This window comes from Paenibacillus sp. NFR01 (genome assembly GCF_900111565.1).
Lineage (GTDB): Bacteria > Bacillota > Bacilli > Paenibacillales > Paenibacillaceae > Paenibacillus_AQ.
Genome location: NZ_FOIK01000002.1, coordinates 254,388 through 281,231, shown reverse-complemented (window position 1 = coordinate 281,231; position 26,844 = coordinate 254,388). Strand labels below are relative to the sequence as shown.

Sequence of the window (26,844 nt, the reverse complement as noted above, 5' to 3'; positions counted from 1 at the left end):
GGGTTCCAAGGCAAGCGGAACCTACCCCACCTATACTACAACTATAAGGAAAGGAGCGTCCCACAATGCAACAGTATTCGGTAGAAATGCGCGGGATCGTGAAACGGTTCGGTTCGGTAGTTGCCAGCGACCAAGTCGATTTTTCGGCAAACGCGGGTGAAATTCATGCGCTGCTTGGCGAGAACGGAGCAGGTAAAAGCACAGTCATGAGCATGCTGTCGGGGGTGTACCGGGCGGATGAAGGCGAAATCCTCATTCACGGCGTACCGGCCAAAATCCGTTCCCCCAAAGATGCGGCACAGCTAGGCGTCGGCATGGTGTTCCAAAACTTCAGACTGGTGCAAAGCCTTACGGCAGCGGAAAACATCGTGCTTGGCGAAAAGTCGTCTTTTTGGCGGGGGAGCAAGTGGATTAAACGAAAGCATGAAGAAATCGAAGCGCTCGGCGAGCGTTTCGGACTGAAGTTCCCGGTGGACCGTCCGGTCTGGCAGCTGTCCGTCGGCGAGCAGCAGCGGGTGGAAATCGTCAAGACGCTGTACCGGGGCGCGGACATCATCATCCTTGACGAACCGACCTCGGTGCTTACGCCGGGCGAGGTAGAGCAGCTGTTTGAAACGCTGCATGTCATGAAGGCAGCGGGAAAAACGGTCATTATGACCACGCACAAAATGAAGGAGGTTATGGCTTCTTCCGACCGTATCTCCGTCATGCGCAAAGGCAGAATGATTACCACGCTCGTGACCAAAGAAACGAACGAACTCGAGTTGGCCCGGCTGATGGTCGGCAAGGAAGTCAGCATTACCCGTCAAGAAAGGGAGGAGCTTGCCGGCGAGGATTTGCTGGTCGTAAGCAATCTTGAAGTCTATGCCGACCATGGCCGTAAGGCGCTCGACGGCTTGTCGCTGAAGGTTCGTTCGGGGGAAATCGTCGGTGTGGCCGGCGTGGCCGGAAACGGGCAGAAGGAGCTGGCCGAGGTGCTCACCGGCTTGCGGACCTGGCGCAGCGGAGAGATCGAGTTTGACGGCAGTCCGGTCAAGACGGCCTCCGTCAGAGGCGCTATCGATGCCGGCATTTCCCACGTACCGGAGAACCGGATGAAAAGCGGACTCGCCGGACGCCTGGGATCGGTCGACAATCTGCTGTTTAAATCGTACCGCAGCAATGAGCATTCGCGATTCGGCTTTCTGAAGGCGGCGAAAAATCGTTCCTGGTCCCAGGAACTGGTGCACCGTTTCAATGTCAAAACGCCTGAGCTGGAAACGCCGGTACAGCAGTTGTCGGGCGGCAACCAGCAGAAGCTGCTGTTCGCCCGGGAGGTCAGCCACCAGCCGAAGCTGATGGTCGCCGTCCATCCGACGCAAGGTCTGGATGTCGGCGCAACCGCAGGCGTTCACGAGCTGCTGATGGAGCTGCGCGCATCCGGAAGCGGGGTGCTGCTCATTTCGGAGGATCTGGATGAGCTGCTGCAATTATCCGACCGCATTTTGGTCATTTATAACGGTTCGATTATCGGCGAAAGCGATCACGAGCAGGCGGACAGGGAGCAAATCGGCCTCCTGATGGCCGGCATCCGCGAGCGCGAGAAGGAAGGAAGTGCGGTATGAGTCCAGAGCATGGCAGTTCCGCCGGAGTGGCGATGACTCCGAAGGCGGCAAAATCCTTTAATTTGTTTAAATTGCGGCTCGAATATGACGCCAGCCGTACCCGTTCTCCCTGGTGGTCGCCGGTATTGTCGGTCGTGCTTGCCCTGCTGCTCTGCGCGATATTCATCGCTGCCAACGGCATGAACCCGGTGACGGTCTACGAAAAAATGTTCAAAGGCGCATTTGGCACCTCCTACGGCTTTACTGAAACGATGGTCAAGGCGATTCCGCTGCTGCTCTGCGGACTCGGCATCGCCGTTGCTTACCGTATATCCGTCTGGAACATCGGCGCGGAAGGGCAATTGACGGTTGGCGCAATGGCGGCTACGGCGGTGACGATATATTTTCCAAATCTGCCGTCGTTCTGGGCAATTACGCTGATGCTGCTGTTCGGAACGGCTGCCGGCGCTTTATGGGGGCTTCTGACCGCGATTCCGCGGACCCACTTCGGCGTCAATGAACTGATTACTTCATTAATGCTCAATTACGTTGCGCTGCTGGCGCTGGATTACGTCGTCTTTGGCCCGTGGAAGGATCCGAAGGGCTTTAATTTCCCCGGCTCGCCGATGTTTACCGCGGCGCAGTCTTTGCCGGTGCTGGGCTCTACGCGGCTGCATATCGGATTGATCTTTGGCCTGGTCGCTGTACTCATCTACTATTTAATGATTAAGTTTACGCGTTGGGGGTATGAATTGAAGCTGATCGGCGCCAACCCTACGGCGGCCCGTTATGCGGGAATTCACATCAAACGCCATATCATCATCGTCATGCTGATCAGCGGCGGACTAGCCGGAATTGCCGGGATGGCCGAGGTTTCCGGCGTTACGCACAAGCTGATGCAGGGCATCTCGCCGGGTTACGGCTACACGGCCATCATTGTCGCCTGGCTCGCCAAGCTGAATCCGCTCGGTCTCATCGTAACGGCGATTTTATTCGGCGGTTTGATCGTCGGCGGCTACAGCGTGCAGACGATCGGCCTGCCGTCGTCCATCTCGGAAATGCTGCAGGGCTCGATCCTCTTTTTCCTGATCGCGGGCGATATGATTCACCGGTTCCGCGTCCGGAAAAGCGCGTAGGACGGAACATTTTTTCCTCCGATAAGAAGGGAGCTTTATTATGGACTTCACGACACAGCTAATCATTGCGGCCATTTCCGCGGGAACGCCGCTCCTGCTGGCCACGCTGGGCGGCATTCTGAACGAACGCGCCGGCATCATCCAGCTCGGTGCCGAAGGGCTGATGCTGATGGGCGCGGTCAGCACTTGCATTGTCTACATCCGCAGCGGCAATCTGCTGCTTGCGCTTTTGGCCGCCATTGGGGTAACGGCCGTTCTCGGGCTGGTGCATTCCTTCCTTACCGTAACGCTGAGAGCGAACCAGACGATGTCCGGCCTTGCGATGACGCTGTTCGGCAGCGGACTCAGCGCGTATCTTGGCAAATCGATCAGCGGGCTGCCGCTGCCGGGCACTTCGCCGAAGCTGCACCTCGGTTGGCTGGAGCCGGTTCCGGTGATCGGAGATATTTTCGGGAAGCTCGATTATATGACCTGGTTTAGCCTGCTGCTCGTCGCAGCGCTGCACTTGTTGATTCACCATACCTCATTCGGCCTGCATTTGCGGGCAGTCGGCGACAGCCCGGCTACGGCGGATGTCATGGGCATCCGCGTCCAGCTGATCCGCTACAGCTACGTTACAATCGGAGCGGCGCTCATCGGCCTCGCCGGCGCGGATATGGTGCTGGCTTATGCGCCGACCTGGAACGAAGGGTTGACGGCCGGCCGGGGCTGGATCGCCGTCGGTCTGGTGATTTTCGCCAGATGGAATCCGCTTCGCGCACTCTTTTGCGCTTATTTCTTCGGCGCGCTCGATTCGCTCGGCTTCCGCATTCAGCTGCTCGGCAGCGTCATTCCGTCCTATTTCCTGAAGATGATTCCTTATGTATTGACCATCCTCGTGTTAATGTATCTCGGATACCGTAACCGCAACAAGCCTTCCGGCACGCCGGAATCGCTGGGCGTTCCGTATATCCGCGAACAGCGCTTCTAAGCGGATTGATGTTACAGAACAATGTAGAGTGATGCAGTTAAAGCTATGGCGCAGGCCAAGGAGGCGGATGTTGGATGGAAGCCGCATATGATCACCGGTTATCGCCGCCCTGCGTCCATCAGCCGGTCGGCTTGCAGGAAGCGTGGGCGCTGAAACGAATCTATGGAGACCAAGCGATCTATGTCTCCGGAGGAACGCTGATCCGGACCTGGTGGGAAGCAGGAACGGCAGCGGTGCCGCCGCATTTGATCGATCTGCGCGGCATCGCAGGCATGGAGGGCATTTCGGCCGAAGAAGCGTTTATCTCAGTGGGGGCGTTGACGACGCTGGAGGATTGCCGCCGCAGCGGCGGGCTGCAGCGTCATTATCCGGCGCTGGTTGAAGCCGCGCGGGGCATCGCCGCCCCGCCCGTACGCAATCTCGCCACGCTGGGCGGCAATATCGCCTCCGGTTACGGCGATATTCTGCCGGCGCTGCTGGCGCTGGAGGCGGACATTGCCGTGTTCGCCGGCAATGTCCTGACCGTCAAGCCGCTGGAAGCCTGGCTTGATGAGCGCTGGAGCGGCGGCGGCGAGTCTGCCGCCGCGCTGGTGGCCGGCATCCGCCTGCCGCTGGCGGATGCGGAACCCGCGGAACACAGGCTGAGCCTGTTCCGCAAGGTCGGGCGCCGCGAGGCGTTTACGGCCTCGCTGGTCACGGCCGCCGCCGCCGCGCGGCTGGAGCCGGGCACGCGCCGCTTCCGCGGCGTGCGCCTGGCCGCCGGCGGCGGCAGCGGGCGGCCGCTGCGGCTGCGCGCCGCAGAGGCGCTGCTGGAAGGCGCCGCCTGCGATGCGGCGCTGCTCGGCCCCGTCTTCGAAGCGATCATGGCCGAATTCGCCACCTACGGCGATCCCTTCGCCAGCGAAGCGTACAAGAAGAACACCGCAGCCAATCTGCTCGTCTCCGAGCTTTGGAAGTTCATGCAGGCGTAAGCATTAAGCTTAGCCCGCAGTTTGCCTTGAAGGTCCATGAATGTCAATTCGAACATCGAAACAAAAGTCCGATACGGGAAACTTAAGTAGATGGAAGGAATGCAGGCATGGGCTTTTTTAGTCCTATCATTTTAAATTTTACAAATAATTTGGAGTATATATCGAAAGGAGCGGAGCGCTATGCTGCTGAACAGGGAGTCCAGCGGGGCGCGCTGGCGGACGCGGCCCGACGGAGCGGAGAAGGTGTCCGGGCAATTGAAGTATTTAACCGACCTGACGGCCGAAGGGATGTTGACCGGCCGGGTGCTGCGGGCCCGGGAGCCTCATGCCCGCATTCTCGCCATCCGCACGGAGAAGGCGCGGGCGCTGCCCGGCGTGCATGCGGTGCTGACGCATGAGGATGTACCCGGCCTGAACGGATTCGGCATTGCGCATCCCCACCAGCCCGTATTCTGCTTCGATAGAGTGCGTTACACGGGGGATGCGGTGGCGGCGGTGGCGGCGGAGAGCAAAGAGCTCGCCGAATATGCCCTCTCCTTCATCGAGGTCGATTACGAACCGCTGCCTCCGCTGGTTGATCCCGAAGAAGCGATGAAACCGGAGGCGATGCTGCTTCACGAGGAGGGGAATGTGCTCCACCATACCGAATTCCGCAAAGGCGATCCCGCAGCGGCATTTGCAGGGTGTGCGCATATTGTGGAAGAGACTTATTACACGCCGCGCCAGATGCATACCTATATGGAAACGGAAGGCGGCTTGTTCGTCCCCGGGCCGGACGGCAGGCTGACCGTATATTCGGCCACGCAGCACGGCCTGATGGACCGGATGCAGCTGTCCCGCATTCTGGACCTGCCGGAAGAACAGATCCGGGTCGTCTCCAGTCCGATCGGCGGTTCGTTCGGCGGCAAGGATGAACTGAATGTGCAGCCTTACGGGGCGCTGCTGGCGCTGTGCACGGGCCGCCCGGTGCGGCTGCATCATTCCCGCGCCGAATCGGTACGCGCCGGATTGAAGCGCCACCCGATGAAGATTTCGATGAAGACCGGCTGTGATGCGGACGGGCGGCTCCTGGCCCATCAGGTGCGCATCATTGCCGACACCGGCGCATATGCGACGCTCGGAGCGGAAGTGCTCAACTTCTCGACAGAGCATGTGAACGGTCCGTACCGGATCGGCAATGTAGAGGTAGAGGGCTTCTCCGTTTATACCAACAACGGCGTTTCGGGCGAGTTCCGCGGCTTTGGCGGGAATCAGGCGATTTTTGCACTGGAAGGGCAAATCGAACGGCTGGCTGACAGGACCGGCATCGATCCATGGGAGTTCCGCCGGCGTAACCTGCGCCGATACGGCGATCCGGGGCCGCTAGGCCAGGAGATTGCCCAGACTGAAGGTGCCATGCAGGTGTGGCGGGCGCTTGCCGCGTCGCCGCTGATGGCAGGCGGACCGGAGGCGGATTCAGATGTGGATATGGATGCGGATGACCCGAGCGACAAGGTTACCGGCTGCGGGTCGGGTGATCCCCGCACCGCCGAGCCTTGGATCGTCACGGCAACAGGCGCGGCGATCGCGATGCACGGGGCGGGACTCGGCTTCGGCATTCCTGACCCGGGCGGCGGCCGCTTGAAGCTGGCGCTGGACGGCAAGATCGAAGCGGTATTCGGCTACGAGGAATTCGGCCAGGGACTGATCGCGACAATGGAGCAGATGCTGGTGGAGCAATATGGTTTTGCTGCCGAAGATTTGCGGATCATTATCGGCGATACCGACGTCGTTCCCAACAGCGGTTCAAGCACCGCCTCGCGTTCCACCAGCATGATGTGGATGGCGCTCCGGCGGCTGCATCCCGAGTTTACGTCGCTGCTCATCAAGGAAGCTTCCGCCAAAACCGGGATATCCGCCGAAGTGCTGCATACCGGACCAGGCGGCATCTGGCATAAGGAAGGCGGCAGAATTATAACGTATGCCGAGCTTGTGCAGGAGCGGACGGAGCCGCTCGTGTGCGAGACGGTCTTTCATTATCCGACGACGCCGATGAAACGGGTGGGGGCGCATTTTTTATACACGTACGCCGCCGTTGCCGTAAAAATAGAGATCAATCTGCTGACCGGCAGAGTGCGTGTGCTCGACCAGTACCACGCAGTGGCCGCCGGACCCGTAGCGAACCCGCAGGGTTATCTCGGGCAAATCGAAGGGGGCAGCAGCATGGCAGTCGGCTTCACCCTTTCGGAGGACGCGCTGATGTCGGGTGGGTATTATGTGACGAAAAATATGGATACCTACCTTGTGCCGACGATTGCCGATATGACGGGCCGCATTCAGGTCGAAGCGATCGAAGAGCTGCCGGAGCACGACACGTACGGACCGCGCGGCGTCGGCGAGGTCGGTTCGGTCACGTTGGCCCCGGCCATTGCCGCCGCAGTATATAACGCAACCCGTAAACGGTTGAACCGTTTGCCGATCGAACCGGAATGGCTGCAAGAGACACCTTTTAACATGCGGAAGGCGGTGAACGAACGTGCAAATTCCTGAAGAGCCAGGCATCCTCCAGCATCCGGTATCATCTGAATTCATCCTTGAATGCTCGGTCAACGGCGAAGCGGTGTCGCTCCGCGTTCCGCCCAGCCGGCGACTGATCGATGTGCTGCGCGAGGATTTGGGTTTGGCAGGCACCAAACGTTCCTGCGAAATCGGCCGCTGCGGCGCCTGCATGGTGCTGGTCGACGGCCGGCCGGTCAACAGCTGTCTGGCTATGGCGTATCAGTGTGCGGGCACGGCGATTACGACGATTGAGGGGCTGGGCGGCGCGGAGCTGCATCCGGTGCAGCGCGCATTTTTGGAAGAAGGCGGATTTCAATGCGGATACTGCACGCCGGGGATGGTCATCTCCGTGGTTGCGATGCTGCACAATCACCCGCAGCCGACGGCTGAGGAAATCGACGAAGCGTTGTCCGGCAATATTTGCCGGTGTACCGGTTACGGCGGCATCCGGCGTGCGGTGGATAAAGCGATAGAAAGCTGGGAGAGCCGATGAGCATACAAGAGACCCTTACCGTGGAACAGATCAATGCGATGGATCAAGAATCATTTACGAAAGCTTTAGGCGGAATTTTCGAACACTCCCCTTGGGTTGCGGAAGCGGCCTACCGGCATCGCCCGTTTGCTTCGGCAGAAGTTTTGCATGAAGCCATGTTGGGTGAGGTCCGGGAGGCGGGAGAGGAGAAAATTCTGGAGCTGCTGCGGGCCCATCCCGATCTTGCGACAAGGCTTAAGGTTACGCCGCTGTCAGCGGCGGAGCAGCAGGGCGCCGGTCTGGACCGGCTGACCCCGGAGGAATTCGCGGCGCTGACGGAGCTGAACGCAGCTTATACCGCGAAATTCGGTTTTCCGTTTATTTTGGCCGTTCGCGGCAAGACGAAGGAAGAGATCATCGTGTCCATTTCCTCCCGCGTGCTTCGGGCTTATGAAGATGAACGGGCGCAGGCGCTCACTGAAATCGGCAAAATCACCGGGTTCCGGCTCAGCGATCTGTTCCAGTTACCGGGAGGATCGCTGTCATGAGCGGGCGGCTGACGACGCATGTGCTGGATCTGTCGCGCGGGATTCCGGCGGCCGGAATGAAGCTGGAGCTGCGGCGGCTTTCTGGGGCAGAGAAGTGGGAGCTGGTGCGCAATGCCGTCACAAATGGCGACGGGCGCCTGGATACGCCATTACTGGAAGGGGCCAAGTTTGTCACCGGCAGTTACGAGCTGCTGTTTCATGCGGGTGAATATTTTCGTGCTGCAGCTGCAGAGGCTGATCCGGCGGGGGGGCTTTTTCTGGACCAGATTCCGATCCGGTTTCAGGTCGCCGATTGTGCGGCGCATTATCATGTTCCGCTGCTCGTCGCCCCGGGAGGCTACAGCACGTACAGAGGCAGTTAATTTCCAAGGCATGCAGCCTGTAGATCAGAAGCGGAGGTGGCCCATAGAATGGAACAATCATTTGAGCTGATTATCGTTAACGGAGAAGTGGTTTTACCCGGCGAGGTGCGCAGGCTGGACGTCGGCGTCCGGGATGGAAAAATCGCCGCGCTCGGCAGCGGGCTGCCGGCGGGCGAGAGCACACGGATGATCGATGCGCAGGGGCTGTACGTGCTGCCCGGCATGATCGACATGCATGTGCATTTCAATGAACCCGCCTTCGGGCATTGGGAAGGCTTCCGTACCGGTTCGGCCGCGCTGGCTAAAGGCGGTTGCACCTGCTACGCGGATATGCCGCTCAACGGCAATCCGCCGACCGTCAACCTCGAGGCGCTGCAGCTAAAAGCGCAAGCGGCGGAAGGACAATCAGCTGTCGACTATATTTTCTGGGGCGGGCTGGTTCCGGGCAATCTGGAACAGCTGGAGAAGCTGGCTGCCGCCGGAGTCACGATTTTTAAGGCCTTCATCTCCAATCCCGGCGGCAGCGGGGAAGGCCGTTTCCGCGAAGTGGACGACGATACCTTGTTTCAGGGAATGCAAAAAATCGCCGCACTCGGCGGCATTCTCGCCCTGCACGCGGAGAGCGAGGATATGACTGCCGCGCTGTCTGCAGCGGCGGTGCGCGAAGGACGAAGCGGGGCGCGGGATTTCGCGGCCGCGCGTCCGCCGGAGGCTGAGCTGGAAGCGGTAAGGCGGGCGCTGCTGTACGGCGAGCGAACCGGGTGCCGGCTTCATTTTGTGCATATCAGCACCGCGGAAGCCATCGAGCTGATTCATGCTGCCAAAGCGCGCGGCCAGGATGTCTCCGCCGAGACTTGCCCGCATTATCTCCTGCTGGACGAGAGCAGCATGGAGACGCTGGGGCCGGTCGCCAAATGCGCGCCTCCGCTGCGCAGCAAAGCCGCGCAGGAAGCTTTGTGGACGGCGCTGGCCGAAGGTAAAATCGATCTGGTCGCCTCGGACCATTCTCCTTGTCCGCCGGAACTGAAGCTTGATCCCGCGATGACCTTTTTCGACGCCTGGGGCGGGATTTCCGGCGCGCAGAGCAGTCTGGAGCTGTTGTTCCATGAAGGCGTGAACCGGCGCGGACTGCCGGTTCCGCTAATCTCGTCGCTGCTGTCGGCGCTGCCGGCGAAGCGGTTCGGTCTTGATCACCGCAAAGGGGCGATCGTTCCCGGACTGGACGCCGACCTCGTGCTGCTCGACCCGTCTGCTTCGTATACGCTTAAGGCCGAGGATCTGCTGTACCGGCACAAGCATAGCCCATATACAGGCATGACGTTATCATGCCGGGTACAGGCCACGATTAGCCGGGGGACGGTGGTTTACACCGCCGGTGCCGGGGATGGCGTACTGGCCGAAGGCGGCGGAGCGTGGCTGCGGCTGGGCCGGAAGGCGGCCGCGTTATGAGCGCGGCCGCGATTCAGGCTCCGGCCGGGGCGATGCTGAAGCTGCTGGAGGAGCTGGCTGCTTTTAGCGCGCCCGGTCCGGGAGTGACGCGCCTTTTATATACGCAGGAGTGGTGCGCCGCCCAGCGGCATATCTCCGAGACTATGGCGGAGCTGGGGCTTGACGTCCGCAGCGACCGGGTCGGCAACGTGTACGGCCGGCTGGCCGGAACAGCGGACGATGTCGGCGCAGGCGATAAGGTGATCCTCACCGGCTCGCATATCGATACGGTGCGGTGCGGCGGCAAATATGACGGCGCCTACGGCATCGCAGCCGCCGTGACAGCGCTCGGTTATTTGCGTCAACGGTTTGGTCCGCCGCTGCGCACAGTGGAAGCCGTTTCCTTTAGTGAAGAAGAGGGCAGCCGCTTCCCGCTTGCCTTTTGGGGCTCCGGCCATGTAACGGGGCTCTATAATGGAAGTGAGGCGGAGCGGACCGCCGATCCCGCCGGCGTGACACTGCGTCAGGCGATGGAAGCCTGCGGGCTGCCGCCGTTCGGGCCTGCGGGCAGCGGCGATGCAATCTCCGGCAGTTCCGCCGGGGCCGGGGTGCCTTCGGGCATTGCCGCCTACATCGAGCTGCACATCGAACAGGGGATCGTGCTGGAGGAAGCCGGGCTGTCGCTAGGCGTCGTCGAGGCGATCGTCGGGCAGCGGCGGGCAGAGCTCATCCTCCGGGGGAGCGCCAATCACGCGGGTACGACGCCGATGGGGCTCCGGCGTGACGCACTGGCCGGAGCGGCGGAAATGCTAGCCGGCATGGAGGGGCTAGCGGTGACCGCCGGCGACCCGCTGGTGGCGACCTCCGGCCGGCTGGAGACCTTTCCGGGCACACCGAACGTCATCCCCGGCGAGGTGCGCTTTACCGTAGATATTCGCCACAGCGAGTCTGCCGTGCTGGAGGACTTCTGCACGCGACTATTTGCCGATTTTGCAGCCATTGCCGCACGGCGCGGTCTCGAACTGCAAGTGAAAGAAACATTGTCCACGTCGCCGGCGGCAATGGACCATCAGCTTCGCCGTTCTCTTGAGCGGATCTGCCGCGAACAGGGACGAAGCTGGCGCTCCATGGTCAGCGGCGCGGGCCATGACGCCCAGTTGTTTGCGCCGCTGTGCCCAGCGGCCATGCTGTTTGTACCGAGCCGTGGGGGAATCAGCCACGCGCCGGAAGAATATACTTCGCCGGAAGAACTAGCCGCGGGACTTGATATACTAACGATGCTACTATATGAGCTGGCTTATCGATGAAGCCGAAGCTTTGAGGAGAGATAGAGATGAAGCGATTCGAGCCATTGTCGCCGTCCTTGCGGTGCATCATGACTCCGGGACCGGTCGAGGTCGATCCGCGGGTGCTGCGGGCGATGTCGCTGCCGGTGCTGGGACAGTTTGATCCGGAATTTACCCATATCATGAACGAAACGATGGAGATGCTGCGCACGCTTTTTGCCACGAAAAATCAATGGGCGTATCCGGTCGATGGTACCTCGCGTTCCGGGCTGGAGGCGGCCATGGTCAGTCTGATCGCGCCGGGCGACCGGGTGCTCGTTCCGATCTTCGGTCGTTTCGGCAATCTGCTGCATGAGCTTGCCGAACGGTGCGGCGCGGAGGTATTCACCCTCGAAAGGCCGTGGGGCGGCGTTTTTCCGCAGGAGGAGATTGTCGAAGCCATTCGCAGCCTGAAGCCGGATGTGGTGGCGGTGGTCCACGGCGAGACGTCTACGGGCCGCGTGCAGCCGCTCGACCGGATCGGCGCCGCCTGCCGGGAACAGGATGCGCTACTGATTGTGGACGCGGTGGCGACGCTAGGCGGCGTTCCGGTGGAGACCGATGCCTGGATGCTGGATGCCGTCATAGGCGGAACGCAGAAATGCCTCTCGATCCCCGCGGGAATGGCGCCCATTACCTATAATGACCGGGCGGAGGCGAAGGTGCTGAAGCGCAAGGCGATCGAGCGGGGGTTGCGGACGGCGGATGCTGCAAACGGCGAACTCCCGGTGGTACGCAGCAATTATTTCGACCTTGGCATGCTTCAGGATTATTGGAGCGCCCAGCGCCTGAACCACCATACGGAAATGACCTCCATGCTGTATGCGCTGCGCGAAGGGGTGCGGCTTGTCCTGGAGGAAGGGCTGGCGGCGCGCCATACGCGGCATAAGCTGCACGAGCAGGCGCTGGTGGCGGGCCTGACGGCCATGGGGCTTGAATTATACGGGGACTCCGACTGCAAGCTGACCGTGGTCACCTGCGTAATCATTCCTGAAGGCATCGACGGCGAAGCGGTGCGGACGATGCTGCTGGAGCATTTCGGGATCGAAATCGCCAGCTCCTTCGGCCCGCTTAAGGGAATGATCTGGCGGATCGGCACGATGGGCTTCAGCGCCCGGGAAAATAACGTGCTGCGCCTGCTCGGCGCGCTGGAAGCGGTGCTGCTCCGGCACGGCCATACGGTTGCCAGCGGCCTTGCGGTCCAGGCGGCGCTTGACGTGTACGAGGTTAAGTAAGATAATCGGTTGAATACAAGCAGCCGATATACAAATCATAGATCCGGCTGTCCGAAGGGGAGTGGAAATTATGACATTTGCCAGAAAACCGCTCGCGGATTGCATTCCTGAGCTTGTGGCTACAGCACGGGGCGACCAGCCGGCTACCCTGGTCATTACCGGCGGGAAGCTCGTTAACGTTGTTTCGGGGGAGATTCTGGACGGCATGTCCGTGGCGGTGCAGGGCGGCCGCATTGCTTATGTAGGCAAAGATGTGTCCCATACGATCGGCGAAAATACGCAAGTCATCGACGCCGAGGGAAAATATATCGCGCCAGGCTTGCTCGACGGCCATTGCCATATCGAGAGCACGCAGCTGACGGTGACGGAATTTGCCCGCGCGGTGCTGCCGCTGGGCACGACGGGCGGATTCTTTGACGCCCACGAGATCGCCAACGTCTTTGGCCTGAAGGGCATCCGGCTGATGCTCGATGAAATGCGCGGCACGCCGCTTGCCGCTTATATGCAGGTCGCTTCCTGCGTCCCGTCCGCCGGTCCGGAGTTCGAGACGACCGGCGCAGCGCTCGGCCCCGAAGAGGTGGCGGAAGCCTTCACCTGGGGGCCGGATGTGATCGCGCTTGGCGAGGTCATGAATTTCCCCGGCGTCGTCTACGGAGACGACAAAATGATCGGGGAAATTCAGGCAACGCTGCGCGCAGGCCGCTACGTCGACGGCCATTTCACCTGGCCGTCCCATGACTGGCGGCTGCCGGTGTATGCCGCCGCCGGCGTGACCGGTGACCATGAATGCGTCACCGCCGAAGACGTCATCGAGCGCGTACGCCTGGGGATGTACGCCAAGATGCGCCGCGGTTCCGCTTGGCACGACGTGGCCAAGACGATTACGGCGCATACGGAGCGCGGTCTTGACCCGCGCCGGATGATGCTCGTCACGGACGACCGCAGCTCGGAATCGCTGCGGGACGAAGGCCATATGGACTTTGTCGTCCGGCATGCCATCGCCCAAGGGCTGAAGCCTGTGACCGCCTTCCAGATGGCGACGATCAACACCGCCGAACGCTTCGGGCTTTCGCGCGACATCGGCTCGATTACGCCGGGCTCCTTCGCGGATATTATTCTCCTGGACGGCAATCTGGCTGATGTCAATGTTGTCACGACAATTGCCGCGGGCGTCGTTGTCGCCGAGAACGGCGTAATGACCGCGGAACTGGCGAAGTATACGTATCCGGAGGAAGTGCGCCGGTCCGTTCATTTGGCCGCCCCGCCGGTGGCGGAGGATTTCATCATTCACGCGCCGGTCGCCGAAGGCCGCATCGCGGCCAGAGCCATTAAAGTCATTGAGAATCATGTTGAAACCTCCGAGCTGATCGTCAAGGCACCGGTCGTTGACGGTAAGCTGCAGCTGGAAGCCGGCTTGTGCAAAATCGCCGTGCTGGAGCGTCACAAAGGGACCGGCAATAAAACGGTCGGACTGGTTGACGGGATCGGTTTTCATGAGCCGGCCGCCATTGCAATGACGGTCGCCCATGACAGCCATAACATTCTCGTCATCGGCAATGACGATGCCCTCATGGCCGAAGCGGCCGGTGCCGTGGCCCAGGCGCAGGGCGGCGTAGCCGTGGTGTCCGGCGGGGGAACGACGCTGTTCCCTCTCGCCATCGCCGGCCTGATGTCGGCGGAGCCGTTTGAAGTGGCCTCCGCCCAATCGGCTGCGATCAGCAAAGCGCTGTACTCCGCCGGCTGTACGCTCAACTATGCCTTTATGACCTTGTCGCTGCTCGCGTTGGCCGTTATCCCGACGCTGCGCATTTCCGATAAAGGCCTGGTCCATATTTCCCCGGAAGAGGGCATCCGTCTGGTATCGTTATTCGTCGAAGAGTAGTTCAGGAGACGCATTATATATTGAAGCGAATGAAAAATGCAGCGCCGCAATCTACCCGTCAGGGAGACCGCGGCGCTGCATTTTTCCTTTTATAGCAGGTTGTTTATGAACAAATCGAACAACGGAGGTTATATTTAACCAAATTTTCACGATTTGAATCAGACTTTTATAAAATTTTAATAAAAAACATTCAAAAACCAGGTCTATTGGACGATAATAAAATTAAAGAAAGTAAACAGAATCTTACATTTCAATCAATTTGCCGATACTTAACAGCAGCTGTTCCAATACATTAGCGGAAGATAGCCAAATAAGAAGGGGCGGGATGGATCAGATGATCAGATTGGATACACAGGAGATCATGAACATCACCATGAAGCAAATCGCCGGCATTTTTAAGATGGAGCCGCTGGCACTCCGGTTTGTGAACGATTTTCAAGGCGAGCAGTACCTTTTGTCCAATGACAAGCTGCATCTGGGCAACCAGCACTACTGGGCTAAAGTTATGGAGTGCGTGTTTGATAACCAGGTCCGGCCGGTATTGATGTGCGAGGTGCTGTATTTCCTCCGGAATGAATATATGGAGAGCGATATTAAGCTCAGTTTTTCTTACGACTTTGCAGAAGGGGCGGAAGGCAAAGCGTCGGCCGTGGCTGAGGTAAGCTTCAATGATAACCCCGAGCTGTCGCCGGTAGAGATTGCCGAGCTTATTGATTTTGCCCTGTCTATCCAGGATAAGCAGTGGTTTGAGGAATTGACCGCCAAGTACAATCAGCTGACGGCGTAAGGGTAAGGGCTCTGCGATTATTAGAAAAAGCATACAGAAGCCGCCCGGGCATCGGCTCACGCTTTTATGGGCGGCTTTAGCATTTAAGGAGTCCCGGTCCAGCCTTGGGCATGGCTGCGGATCAGATCTGCCATAAAGCTCAGCCATTCCGCCTCCGCATTTAAGCAGGGGATGAAGGAGAACGCATTGGCATCCCCTCCGCCTTCTGCAAACAGCACCCGTCCTTCGATGGCCAGCTCATGCAGCGTCTCCAGACAGTCGGTAACCAGCCCCGGCGAAAAAATCAGCGGCCTGCGCACACCGGAGGCTGACAATCTCTTCAAGACATCAGCTGTTGCTGGTCCAACCCATTCTTCGCGGCCGAAACGCGATTGGAAGGCAATCTGCCATTGACCGTCTTTCCAGCCCATCGCTTCGGCGAGCAGCTGCGCTGTTTGCCGGCACTGCTCCGGGTAAGGATCGCCCGTGGCGGCGTAACGGCTCGGAATGCCGTGGAAGCTCAGGATAAATTGATCCGGCGCTTCTTCAAGTCCGGCGATATGCCTGTGCAAATGCGTCTTCATGGCCGCGATATATCCGGGCGCATTGTAGTAGGCATCAACAAAGCGCAGCGCAGGAACATAACGTTTGCTGACCGGGCCGGAGGCGCTACGGCGTCCAAGGGCCGCAAAACAGGCGGTATCATAGACTGAGGCTGTCGTGGTTGAAGAGTATTGCGGAAATAATGGCAGCACAATGATGCGTTCAATGCCGGAGGCCTCCAGCTTGGCAAAGGCCTGCCGCATATCCGGCTGGCTGTAGGCCAGTCCAAGCTCCACTTGATAATCCGGTCCGAGCAGCGTCTGCAGCCCGTCGCGTTGGGCAAGGGAACACGTCAGCAGCGGGGAGCCTCCATTCTGCCAAATTTCGCGATAGAGCTTCGCCGATTTACGTGGACGCACGCGCAGAATGATCCCGCGCAGCAGCGGTTGCCACAACAAAGGGGAATAGTCGATGATCCGGCGATCGGAGAGGAAGCGCCGCAGATAGGGACGAACGGCTGCGGCAGTCGGCGCTTCAGGGGTGCCGATTTGGGCTAATATGATCCCGACGGACGGAACAGTGGAAGACGGATGCATCTGAAATCTCCCTTCTCAATGAAATGGACATTTCTTTAAATTACCATGACATTCCCGTTCACCGCTGTTGGTTGAATCACATCATTCCCAAAAATAGGAGATATCAGGAGAATACGAGAGTTTGGTTAACTATTTTTTTGAGGTAAAAGGCAAATAGTGATATTTTTTATAGGGCCTGTGATTTTATATACAGCAAAAATAATCTTTAATTTGATAATATCAAGCCATAAATTACCTGCATGAGTTTGCTATTGCCCTTTGTGAATTGTTTCACCATTAATGTGAATTTTTTCACTGTTTATGCGATTTATTTCACCTTAGGGCTTGAATGGCAAATCTTATGTCTATGTTATCCGTGAATAGAATCCGAATCGGTTCGGGAGAGGGGGGATGAGATCTTATGAAGGAGCGTGCGCTCTTTTATAAGAAGGGGTTGGAGAGCACGATGAGCAAGGATTGCAATAAAGGGCTACATATTTCTGGGGTTATGGCAAAGGAGAAATCGCATTGAAAAAACTAATTACATTGACTGTCAGCGCGGCTCTGCTGTTGGCGCCGTTCGCTTACACCATTCAGGCACCGGCATTGAATCTGAAGGTTGACGCGGTATCCGCCGCTTCTGAAGAAGAACCGGCTGCAACTGCAAAGCCTGCAGCAACGCCTAAAGCCACTGCAAAACCGGCGGCTACACCAAAAGCGACTGCAAAACCAACTGCAAAACCGACGGTAAAACCAACCGTAAAACCAACGGTAAAACCGACTGCAACACCAAAAGCGACTGCAAAACCTGCAGCAACACCTAAAGCAACTGTAAAACCTGCAGCAACACCAAAAGCTACTCCTAAGGCAACCGCTAAACCGGCTACAGTTACAAAGAATGTATACCAAGACGGCGTATATGTCGCTTACGGCGAAGCCAATACCAAAGGCACCGAAGGCGTTAAGGTAACCATTAAATCCGGAAAAATCGCAGCGATCGAGCTGATGAGAACAAGTCCGAAACTTCTGGACCGCAACGTTCGCGAGAATTACAGCGGCCTGTGGAATGCCTACAAGCTGATGACTGACAGACTGATGGGCAAAACCAGAGAAGGCGCTGCCGCAGTTGACGCCGTATCCGGCGCAACCCGCTCCACTCCGGGCTGGAAACTGGCTGTAGACAGAGCTTTCGAAAGATCGCTCAAAGTAAAACCGGCTGGCGAAGTTTACTTCGACGGCATGCATATGGGCGTTGACCCTGAAGGCAAATACGCGGTGTTTGCTACGTACGAAGCCAACAAGCTGACTGGCGTGAAGCTGTACCCGATCGATGCCAAAGGCAACATCGTTGAAGAAAAAGCATTCACTGCCGCGCAATCCGCAGCAGTAGCGGCAATCACGCCTGCGCTTCTGGCCGGCGGATCTTCCGCAAAACTGGTAACTGGTTTTGAAGCAGACTCCAAAGCGGCTATCAACGCGTTCTGGGATGCTGAGCAAAATGCAAGTGTGAACAACAACTCCGCTTATGTTGACGGATTCTACTCCGCTTACGGCGACGGAAGAAGCGTAGGCGAAGAACGCGCAGACATCGTTATCCGCAACGGCAAGCTGGTAGACGTGAAGCTGTACAGACTTGGAACTGACTTGATCGACAAAGGTAACACAGCTTATGCAGAAGTTGTTAAAGCAAACGCTCCAATGACTGCGAAACTGCTGGCGAACGGCTCTTATATCGCTAATTATGACGAAAAAGTCGACGGAATTTCCGGCGCAACCGAAAGCAGCCACGGCTGGAACCTGGCCGTACAACGCGCATTCGAAAAAGCTTTGAAAGTACCTACAGCAGGCCAATACTTTGACGGTATTTTCCTGGGCGTAGACAACCAATCCAAGATCCAACTGATCGTAACCGTTGCCGGTGATAAAGTAACCGCCGTGAAACTGGGCCTGTTCGGAACCGACGGCAAAATCATCGCTGCCGACAAGCTGACCGCCGACCAAAAAACGCTGGTGGATCAACTGACTGCAGGATTGCTTGACAAAGGCGTTAACTTCACCGATATCATTGGGCAAGAAGCGCTGTCCAAAGCAGCTAAAGCCGCCCTGGCCGATGCTTTGACCAATGCTTCCAAAGTTCAAGGCGCATACAAAGACGGCACATTCACCGCTTATGGCGATGCGTATGACAAAGGTACAAACAGAGCCGACGTTACCCTGCGTAACGGCACCATCGTTAAGCTTGCTCTGACCCGTGTCGGTATGGACATGGTTGACAAAGGCAAAACCGCTTATGCTGAAGTTATCAAAGCGATCCCGGTCCTGACTGCAAACATCCTGAATGCAGGCACAAGAGAAGGCGCAGCTTCCGTTGACGCCGTATCCGGCGCAACCAGCAGCAGCACCGGCTTCAAAACAGCTGTTGACAGAGCTTACGGCAAAGCAGAAGTTGTAGAAACAAACAAAGCCGCATATTTTGACGGTACATTCATCGGCGTTAGCGCTGATAAATCCGTTAACGTTATGGTAACCACCAAATACGGCTTGCCATTGACTATGGTTGTTTACTATATGGATGCAACCGGCAAGATTAAAACAGCCGATCAGCTGACAGCAGCTGAAAAAGCAGTTAAAACAGAAATCGAAACGACATCGAACGGATTCTCCCTGCATAAATACGGATACCGTCCGGCAGCGTTCGGTGCCAACGATGCAGAAAAAGCTGTCTCCGCTAAAGTGGTAGAAGCAATTAACGCTGCATTGGAAACCGCAGGCAAATAAGTTTTCCAGATAGGCATCAAGGGGATATCCTTTAGCCACAGATGTGGTGGGGGTATCCCCTTTTTTTTGTTCATACCTGCCAGGACTTATTTAATAAAAGTGCCCGTATAGTAATTTGAAGGGTTTTCGGAGGCAAATGTCTAAATTTAATATATTAGGCAGACGACAATCTGCCAGTTACGGGAGGCACATCAATGACATTAATTAAACAGCTATCTCCGCAGGATGAATTCACGGGTTTTTACCTGCTGCGCGAGCTGGCGGTCAAACAAACCAACGGCAATCCTCCGAAAGATTATTTTGATATCGTCCTTGGCGATTCCACCGGACAGCTGCCGGCCAAATACTGGGATGTAAGCACCACCGATAAAGAAACCTTTTTTCCGATGGCGTTAGTGAAGGTGCGCGGCCTGGCACATTTATACCGCGAGAAGCTGCAGATCAAAATTACCAAGATCCGTTTGGCGACCGAAGAGGACGGGGTGTCGATGACTGAGTTCATCCGTGCCGCACCGATTCGTCCGGTGGATCTGATCTATACGATCCAATCGGCGATCTCCGGCATTGCTGATCGGGAAATCGCCGATATCGTCTCCTTTTGCGTCAAGAAAGTGGAGGAGAAGCTGATGCACTATCCGGCGGCCAAAACGCATCACCATGCCTATTTTGCGGGACTCGCCTATCACATGGTGCGGATGCTGGAAATCGGCGAATTCCTCTGCAAGCAGCGGCCATTCCTGAACCCTGATTTAATGCGCGCAGGTATTATTCTGCATGACATCGCCAAACCGGAAGAAATGATCTCCCAATTCGGCATCGTCTCCGATTACAGCAATCAAGGTAAATTGATCGGGCATATTGCCATGGCAGCCAACTGGATCACGGAAGCGGCTATCCGCCTCGGTCTCGATCCGGACGGTGAGAAGGTTATGGCGCTGCAGCATCTGGTGCTGTCGCATCATAATCTCGGCGAATGGGGCAGCCCGGTTCAGCCTCAGACCGCTGAGGCGGTAGCGCTGCATCATATCGATGCGATGGACGCCAAGCTGCAAATGGTCGAGGATGCGCTGGATACCACGCCCGAAACGGAAGAATGGACGCCGTTTATCCGCGGGCTGGAGAATAAGGCGGTCTACCGGATGAAGTTTTAACAAACTCCCAGGAAAACGATGACATGACTTCGGAGCCCTTCAGGATATTGGCAGGCTCCGAAGCCGTAGCTCTAATGCAATAACCCAAAAAAGGATGAATCCGGGCGATGTTCAGCCGGAATTCATCCTTTTTTCTTTTTGGTTAAGCGTTAGCTATCTCACCTTGCCGGGCCTTATTCCGATTTACGCTGGCGCAGGCGCTCCAGTTCGGCTTCCACTGCGCTGTTCATTGCAGGGTCGATGCTGCCGTAACGTTTTGCAGACACTTCGGCATGGCTCTCCCATTCATTGATCTTGTTCTCCATCCGCTCAAATCCGCGGGAAGCGGAACCGGTGTGCAGCGGATAACCGTAAGCACCGGGCTGACCATAACGTTCGCCCTGCGGTGCAGCTTGTTTGGCCAGTTCCGCGGCTTTGCGGGCACGCTCGGTAAGCTCGGCCCGTTTCGCTTTGAGGCGTTCGAACTCTGCTTTGGCATGGGCCAAATCCACTTCCAGCGCTGCCAGGGTGCTCCGTGTTTGCTCCAGCGACGCAAGCGATGTTTGCGCGGTTTCCAAGTACCGCAATTTAGCTTCAAGCGCAGCGCGGGCCGCCGGCTCATTGCCTTCCCGCATGGCGGTAACCGCATCTGCTTCGCAGTGTTCGGCAAGCGCCAGGTTGTCGGTATGGCGGCGTTCCAGCAGGGCTGCCGCTGCGGTAAGCTCCCGTTGCTTGCTTTCGGCTCCGGCAATTTTATCGTCCAGATCACGCAGATACTGCCCGGTCATCAGAATCGGGTCTTCCAGCTTGTTCAAACCTTCGTTAATAGCGGCCTTCGTCAATGTGGCAATGCGTTGAAATATACTCATTTTACATTTCTCCTTTAAGTTGGTTTCTTAATAAAAGTCGTAATCGCTGCCCACGCTGCCATAGGTTTCCTTCGGCACGATTACGCTGGCGATGACATAGAGGATAGCTACTGTTCCGAAGCTAAAAAATGCGGCGGCGGCTACGAGCAGGCGGATCAGCGTCGTGTCGATATTCAGGGCTCGGGCGATGCCTCCGCATAAGCCGGTAAGCATTTTATCGCTTTGCGAACGGTACAGTTTTTTCATGGTTAACTCTCTCCTTTAGGATTGTTCCGTATTTGATGTCTTAATTGTACGGCGGAACCGGCTCCATCAAAACGGGCCCGAGACCGTTCTTTGCACCGGACCAAAGTCGGGGGAGACTTCCGCTGCAAGGCGGGGTTTAGTAAAAAACGGAGCCAACGGCGTTAACATCGGCTTAATCCGTGCTTAACAGTCGCCGTTTATACTGGAGTTGCCACTTCCACTCAAAACATCAACAGCATATGCGACAGAGGAGGAGCAACCGATGGGAATTCATCAGTATTTTCGCTCGCTGAACGGCTTGGAACGGATGATCCGTTGCCCGGGCAAATTCAAATTCGAGGAACATAGCGTCGCCGCCCATTCCTGGAAGGTTGTGCAGTATGCCAAAACGCTTGCGGACATCGAGGAGAAACACGGCGGAGCGGTCATCGACTGGAAAAAGCTCTATGAGATTACAAGCAGTCACGACTACGGAGAAATATTTATCGGAGACATCAAAACGCCGGTGAAACATTCCTCCTTGCAGCTTCGTTCGCTGATCCAGCAGGTGGAAGAGGGAATGATCAACAATTTTATCGAGGAGCATATCCCGGAGGAGTTCAAAAGTATTTTTTATCAGCAATTGCGTGAAGGAAAGGACAATTCGCTGGAAGGGCTGATCCTTGAGGTGGCGGACAAGTTGGATCAGGTTTACGAGGCTTTTGCCGAAATTCAGCGGGGGAATACGGAGAAGGAATTTGTGGTGATGTACCGCAACGCGATCATCAAGATCAAAAACATCAATTTGAAGTGCGTGGATTATTTCCTGACCCATATCCTGCCGGACATGGTCAACGAGGAAACCTTATCTCCGATCGATATTAAACGCATTACCGAAGAAGCGCTGGCCCATTAGAGGGTTCAGGGCTTTTATATTTTCAGACAGGCCGCAACATAAATTTGCAACAATTCACGGCAGATCGTTCGTATCGCCTGAAATTTCTAAGCGGCAGCCCCGGTCCGGGGACTGCCGCTTGCTTACGCTTAAGGATAAATTTCGGTAATGCCCGTATCGACAAATTCGGGGACTGTGAAGCCTGAGGCCGCTTTCAGCAGAGTAGCGATAATCGACTCGCCCCAGTGCTGCTCATTTTGTGAAATAATACCGCTGATTTGTCCATTATTCAGTGATTGCTTGACATCAGGAGTGAGTCCAAGGGCGACGTTGATCCGCTTGAGCCCTTTGGCCTTCCAGATCAGGATCGAGCTGGCGCTGGAAACGAAGTCCAGGCTGATCAATGCGCTGAAATGGGGATGCCTTTCAATCATGGCTTCCAATTGTTCGGTTGCGCCTGCTTCGCTTCCATCATTGTTTTGCGTTTCAAGGACATCGATTTTTGTGTTATGCAGCAAATAATCGAGTAGCCCTTTCTGCCTTTCGCCAAGCCCGAGCATATGGGGCATGCCGTTCTCCACCAGAATCATTCCCCTGCCTTGAAGCAGCCGGTCGACGGTGCTTCCGATAACCTCTCCAGTCTTGTAATTATCCGCTCCGATAAAGGCGATCCTTCGGCTGTCCGGCGAATCGGACTCAAAGCAGACGACGGGAATCCCGCGGTCCCGGGCTTTGTTGATTACAGGGATAATCGCGTCGGAATCGACCGGGTCGATGGCGATGCCGTCCACGCCTTGCTTGATCATCATTTCCATGATGCGGATTTGCTGCTCCAGATTAGCCTCGTCTGGCGCCTGCACAAGCAGGCGTACGTTACGCAGGGAAGCCGCTGTTTCCGCATTCTCCGTGATGGTCTCGTAGGTGGGGTTCACCATCGGGTAGATGATGCCGAAGGTTAAGGGATCGCCGCTCCCGGATGCGGCGGGAGTGGCCTTGACGCCGCCCAAAGCTTGCGCCGCTCCGCTGTTCCCTCCGCTGCCGCATCCGCTTATCAGGAGGGCGGCAATCAGCAGGAAGAACAGTGATCCTGTGCAATGGTTGCCCGGCTTAACCATCGGCGGTATTCCCTCTCTCTCCCGGCTGTCCGCCCTGGGGCTGGTACAGGCCTTGCTTCCGATATTCGATCGGTGTCATGCCGGTGATTTTTTTGAACAAATTGGAAAAGTAATGCTGATCGTTATATCCCACTCTGTAGGCAATCTCAAGCGTTTTGCAATTGGTCGTCTTCAGCAGTTCCTTCGCTTTGGCGATCCGGGTTGCCGTCAAATATTCAGTCATCGTCTGTCCGGTTTCCTGGCTGAATATTTTACTCAGATGGCTGGAACTAACCCCGATTTGCCTGGAAATCTCGTTCAGCGAAAGCTGATCGTCGGCATAATTCTCACGGATATGCAGCTTCACCTTGCTCAGCAACTCGCTGTATTTGCCCGCACCTTCATAACGCCACTGCCACAGCCGCTCCAGCAGCTGCCGTAAATAGCGGATGCCATCCTGCACATTCGTTATTTTCCGGATTGCAGGCTGAAGCGATTGAACAAGTGCAGCGGGATTTTCAGCCGGTTGAAAGGTCAGGTTGGCTGAATGCACCAGTTCAAGCGTCAAATCGTTGATCAAATAAAAAGCATACATGGAGTTCCAATTGATTCGGTCAAATGCAGCCGTAAACGTCTGCAGAAAGGCCGGCGCCTCCGCGGCGCTTCCGACTTTCATGAAATCGACAATCTGATTGCGGTCCAGCAATACTGCCTGCGAGTCGGCATTCAGCGAAGATTCGAACAGCGAGCTTTTATTTTGCCGCGCCATACGCCTCCATACCAGATTCTCCTCTGCTTCGAGATAGGAGAGATGGACACCCAGCAGCCGTTCCTTGGCGCTACCGGTGCTGATGGTCACCTCACAACCGAATGAATTGCCGAGTTCGGCGGCGATTTGCGCGCCGTCCTTCTCCAGCAGTCCGGTCAGCTTGCCGGGATGGTTTCCTTTGACGATCCAGACGGTCTCCGAGCGGCTACGCTTGAAGACGTAACCGTCTCCGGCCATGCGCAGCCGCTCCCCAAGCGTTTCTTCCAGTAGCCCGAGGTTTGACGGAGCAGGCTCCGGCTGCTGCGGACCGACCCCATGGACGGCAAAGATCGCCACGGCATAGCAAGAGGCGGATAACGGCATATCGAGCTGTGCCGCCGCTTCGATCGCGGCTGCGGTTCCGATCAGTCCGCCGCACAAATCGGCCAGCAGCTTACCCGGCGTATAGGCTTCCATCCGCCGAGCTTCCCGCTCCTTGTCGATCTGAGCGCTTGCGGCATGGAGCAGTCCGACCAGATCCGCCGAACTGACCGGTTTCAGGCAGTAGTCTTCGACGCCCAGGCGCAGCGCTTTCTGCGCATATTGGAAATCATCGTGCCCGCTTAAAATGATGATCTTTGTTTCGGGCATGCGCTGTCTGACAACCGAGCTGAGCTCCAGCCCGTTCATGAAGGGCATTTTGATATCGGTAATCAGAATGTCGGGCGACCACTCCTCAATCAGCGGCAGCGCCACTTCGCCGTCCGGGGCGTCGCCGCAGTAAATGAACCCTTCCTTTTCCCAATTGACGCAGTCCCGGATATTCTCCCGGATTGAAATTTCGTCGTCGACCAGCATCACTTTTTTCATGTTCGACTCTCCTTGTTCATGGGAATGCGGACGTGGATTTGCGTACCTTCACCGGCTGTGCTTTCCAGTGTGACTCCGTACGGTGCGCCGAAATAGAGCTTAAGCCGCTGATGCACGTTTTGGAGACCAAAGCCATTCTCCTTCGCTTCGCTTTCTTCGGCCTCGATGGGCAACTCCAGATCTGCCCTTAACCGTGCAAGCCGTTCTGAGGGGATGCCGATGCCGTTGTCCGTCACGGTCAGAATGACCGCCGCATCGCCTTCGGCATAACTTCTAATGGTAATCAATCCTTTGCCGCGTTTGTTTTTGATGCCATGATAAAGCGCGTTTTCAATCAGCGGCTGCAGCGTCATTTTGAGAATCGGATATTGTCGCAGTTCCGGTCCGACTTCGATCCGGTAGTCCAGAATGTCGCGGTAACGTATTTTTTGAATTTCCAGATAGCTTTCCGCATGGTCCAGTTCCGTTTGGATCAGCACCCAGTCCCGGCCTTTGTTCAAGCTGAGGCGAAAAAACCGCGACAACGATTTGACGAGTTGAATTACGTTGTCGTTTTTGCCGGCTTCGGCCATCCAGACGATGGAATCCAGCGTGTTATAGAGAAAATGGGGATTGATCTGTGCCTGCAGGGTGCGCAGCTCCGCTTTTTGCAGCTGCTTCTGCTCTAAAATGCTTTGTTCGAGCAGCTGTTTGATTTTCTCCACCATAATGTTGAAGCTTTGACCCAGATCAGCGATTTCGTCCGTGCCGCCCGCTTTGAATTTGGCTTCCAGGTAACCGGAGGCGGTCAGGCGCATTTTGTGCTGGAGAAGCTGAATCGGCCGGGTCAGCTTTTGCGTGAGAAAGAAGTTGAGCGTAATGACAAAGACTGCGCTGAGAATGACGCTGACGATAATGAGCTGGCGGATGCGGCTGGCTTCAGCGACGATCTCCTCCAGCGGGGCCATGCCGACGACTTTCCAGCCGGTGGAAGCGGAAGAGGTATAGACAATGAATTGCGGCGAACCGCCGGTCTGCAGGACATAACTGTCGCGGGGAAGTCCTTCATGGTCCGAGAAATCGTTCTCCGCAATGCGCTCGCGGTCCCGGCTGTTTACGGTAGGCACATAAATCGGGTTGCCGTATTGATCCAGAATGTAAAAGAACCCGGTTTTGCCGATCGTCACCTTGGCGCAAAATTCCTTGATAAAGGAGTCGTCGAGGTCAATGACCATAAATCCGATCACTTCATGCGTAATCCGCTGTCGGACGGCGGCCATGATGGAGATGACTCCACGGTTGCCGTAAGTAAAGCCGTCGATCCGGTCGTATTCGGAATTCAGCGCCGGAGGAATTTTGAGCGCGAGGTCGGGAGTTTGCGTGAGCTGCAGAAAATGCGGGTTGCGCAGCGGGTTCAAATTGGATTGAAAGACGCCCCGCCGCTCGCTGATGCCTTTGCCGTACAGATTGATAAAGCTGATATTAATGACGTTCTCGTACTTATAGGTGTCACGATACAACGAAAAAGTCTGCAAAATCTCTTTGGCTTCCTGATACGTCTCCGACTGGGAGAACAAGAAGTGAATGACCGCGGGATTTTTGCTGAGCTCGAGCAGCCGCTCCGTATCGTCGAATAAAATATCGATGTTCCGCGCGAGCAGATCGGCTTGCAGCATGCTGGTCGCTTTGCTGTGGCTGGAGACCGAGTCGTAAGACTTCTGATATGAAACGATGCCCACCACCAGCAGCGGAATGGAGGTCAGGACGATAAACAGCAGAAGCAGTTTGGCCCGCAGACTGGAGGAGACCCGGCGTATGACCTTCATGAAATCTATCCCCTCGCCTTAAATGCAATCGCTTACCTGTTTATTTTATACCAAATTCCGAATCCCCGGCAGCAAAAAAAGAAAACGCAACGATAA

Annotated in this window: 22 protein-coding genes; 16 read left to right on the top strand and 6 right to left on the bottom strand. The window is 56.7% G+C overall.

The features are described from left to right. Window positions 1-65 precede the first annotated feature (65 nt). The 13 genes from BMW84_RS12475 (at window position 66) to BMW84_RS12415 (ending at window position 15,237) form a co-directional block, all read left to right on the top strand. Window positions 66-1,604: an ABC transporter ATP-binding protein gene (locus BMW84_RS12475; RefSeq protein ID WP_091068800.1), complete on the top strand. Its 1,539-nt coding sequence runs from the start codon at window positions 66-68 to the stop codon at window positions 1,602-1,604. 32 nt (window positions 1,605-1,636) lie between these two features. Continuing rightward, entirely contained in the window at window positions 1,637-2,719 is a 1,083-nt protein-coding gene (locus BMW84_RS12470) for an ABC transporter permease (RefSeq protein ID WP_254772996.1), read from the top strand. Between the two features lie 40 nt (window positions 2,720-2,759). Continuing rightward, a complete protein-coding gene (locus tag BMW84_RS12465) occupies window positions 2,760-3,689 on the top strand; it encodes an ABC transporter permease (protein WP_091068796.1) in 930 nt (309 codons plus the stop codon). A gap of 74 nt (window positions 3,690-3,763) precedes the next feature. Then, a complete protein-coding gene (locus tag BMW84_RS12460) occupies window positions 3,764-4,660 on the top strand; it encodes an FAD binding domain-containing protein (protein WP_091068793.1) in 897 nt (298 codons plus the stop codon). A 180-nt stretch (window positions 4,661-4,840) separates the two neighbouring features. Further along, window positions 4,841-7,189 (top strand): xanthine dehydrogenase subunit D, encoded by a 2,349-nt coding sequence (gene pucD / locus BMW84_RS12455; protein ID WP_091068791.1) that lies wholly within the window; start codon window positions 4,841-4,843, stop codon window positions 7,187-7,189. Beyond that, a complete protein-coding gene (locus tag BMW84_RS12450) occupies window positions 7,182-7,691 on the top strand; it encodes a (2Fe-2S)-binding protein (protein ID WP_254772995.1) in 510 nt (169 codons plus the stop codon). Before pucD ends, BMW84_RS12450 begins: the two co-directional genes overlap by 8 nt. Beyond that, entirely contained in the window at window positions 7,688-8,218 is a 531-nt protein-coding gene (gene uraD, locus BMW84_RS12445; protein WP_175498792.1) for a 2-oxo-4-hydroxy-4-carboxy-5-ureidoimidazoline decarboxylase, read from the top strand. The genes BMW84_RS12450 and uraD overlap by 4 nt, the downstream gene beginning before the upstream one ends. Further along, window positions 8,215-8,580 (top strand): hydroxyisourate hydrolase, encoded by a 366-nt coding sequence (gene uraH, locus BMW84_RS12440; protein WP_091068789.1) that lies wholly within the window; start codon window positions 8,215-8,217, stop codon window positions 8,578-8,580. The genes uraD and uraH overlap by 4 nt, the downstream gene beginning before the upstream one ends. Window positions 8,581-8,628: 48 nt before the next feature. Then, on the top strand, window positions 8,629-10,029 hold the full coding sequence (allB, locus tag BMW84_RS12435) for an allantoinase AllB (protein WP_091068786.1): 1,401 nt from the start codon (window positions 8,629-8,631) through the stop codon (window positions 10,027-10,029). Beyond that, window positions 10,026-11,315, top strand: a complete 1,290-nt coding sequence (locus BMW84_RS12430) for a M20 family metallo-hydrolase (RefSeq protein WP_091068784.1) — start codon at window positions 10,026-10,028, stop codon at window positions 11,313-11,315. Before allB ends, BMW84_RS12430 begins: the two co-directional genes overlap by 4 nt. A gap of 26 nt (window positions 11,316-11,341) precedes the next feature. After that, complete coding sequence (locus BMW84_RS12425) at window positions 11,342-12,568, top strand: pyridoxal-phosphate-dependent aminotransferase family protein (RefSeq protein WP_091068782.1); 1,227 nt, start codon at window positions 11,342-11,344, stop codon at window positions 12,566-12,568. A gap of 70 nt (window positions 12,569-12,638) precedes the next feature. Next, window positions 12,639-14,450 (top strand): adenine deaminase, encoded by a 1,812-nt coding sequence (locus tag BMW84_RS12420; RefSeq protein ID WP_254772970.1) that lies wholly within the window; start codon window positions 12,639-12,641, stop codon window positions 14,448-14,450. A gap of 334 nt (window positions 14,451-14,784) precedes the next feature. Then, entirely contained in the window at window positions 14,785-15,237 is a 453-nt protein-coding gene (locus BMW84_RS12415; RefSeq protein WP_091069716.1) for a hypothetical protein, read from the top strand. 83 nt (window positions 15,238-15,320) lie between these two features. On the opposite strand, the gene hemH is transcribed toward BMW84_RS12415, so the two are convergent. Continuing rightward, window positions 15,321-16,355: a ferrochelatase gene (hemH, locus tag BMW84_RS12410; protein WP_091068774.1), complete on the bottom strand. Its 1,035-nt coding sequence runs from the start codon at window positions 16,353-16,355 to the stop codon at window positions 15,321-15,323. 507 nt (window positions 16,356-16,862) lie between these two features. Here hemH and BMW84_RS12405 point away from each other — a divergent pair. After that, the gene (locus tag BMW84_RS12405; RefSeq protein ID WP_091068772.1) at window positions 16,863-19,112 is read left to right on the top strand and encodes an FMN-binding protein; all 2,250 of its coding nucleotides are present in this window, start codon (window positions 16,863-16,865) and stop codon (window positions 19,110-19,112) included. A gap of 194 nt (window positions 19,113-19,306) precedes the next feature. After that, the gene (locus BMW84_RS12400) at window positions 19,307-20,263 is read left to right on the top strand and encodes a 3'-5' exoribonuclease YhaM family protein (RefSeq protein WP_091068769.1); all 957 of its coding nucleotides are present in this window, start codon (window positions 19,307-19,309) and stop codon (window positions 20,261-20,263) included. Window positions 20,264-20,436: 173 nt separating this feature from the next. Here the strand turns inward: BMW84_RS12400 and BMW84_RS12395 are convergent, their stop codons facing one another. After that, window positions 20,437-21,111 carry a PspA/IM30 family protein gene (locus BMW84_RS12395; protein WP_091068768.1) on the bottom strand — a complete coding sequence of 225 codons (675 nt, stop codon included), beginning with the start codon at window positions 21,109-21,111 and terminating at the stop codon, window positions 20,437-20,439. 27 nt (window positions 21,112-21,138) lie between these two features. Beyond that, window positions 21,139-21,357 carry a PspC domain-containing protein gene (locus tag BMW84_RS12390; RefSeq protein WP_091068765.1) on the bottom strand — a complete coding sequence of 73 codons (219 nt, stop codon included), beginning with the start codon at window positions 21,355-21,357 and terminating at the stop codon, window positions 21,139-21,141. Between the two features lie 262 nt (window positions 21,358-21,619). On the opposite strand from BMW84_RS12390, the gene BMW84_RS12385 reads away from it, so the two are divergent. Further along, window positions 21,620-22,252: a YfbR-like 5'-deoxynucleotidase gene (locus BMW84_RS12385; protein WP_091068764.1), complete on the top strand. Its 633-nt coding sequence runs from the start codon at window positions 21,620-21,622 to the stop codon at window positions 22,250-22,252. Window positions 22,253-22,380: 128 nt separating this feature from the next. Here the strand turns inward: BMW84_RS12385 and BMW84_RS12380 are convergent, their stop codons facing one another. From BMW84_RS12380 to BMW84_RS12370, 3 genes are read right to left on the bottom strand one after another with little or no spacing between them, the layout of a single operon-like run. Then, the gene (locus tag BMW84_RS12380; protein ID WP_091068761.1) at window positions 22,381-23,346 is read right to left on the bottom strand and encodes a sugar ABC transporter substrate-binding protein; all 966 of its coding nucleotides are present in this window, start codon (window positions 23,344-23,346) and stop codon (window positions 22,381-22,383) included. Beyond that, a complete protein-coding gene (locus BMW84_RS12375) occupies window positions 23,339-24,943 on the bottom strand; it encodes a response regulator (protein WP_091068759.1) in 1,605 nt (534 codons plus the stop codon). Before BMW84_RS12375 ends, BMW84_RS12380 begins: the two co-directional genes overlap by 8 nt. Next, entirely contained in the window at window positions 24,940-26,748 is a 1,809-nt protein-coding gene (locus BMW84_RS12370) for a sensor histidine kinase (protein WP_091068757.1), read from the bottom strand. The genes BMW84_RS12375 and BMW84_RS12370 overlap by 4 nt, the downstream gene beginning before the upstream one ends. Between the last annotated feature and the right edge of the window lie 96 nt (window positions 26,749-26,844).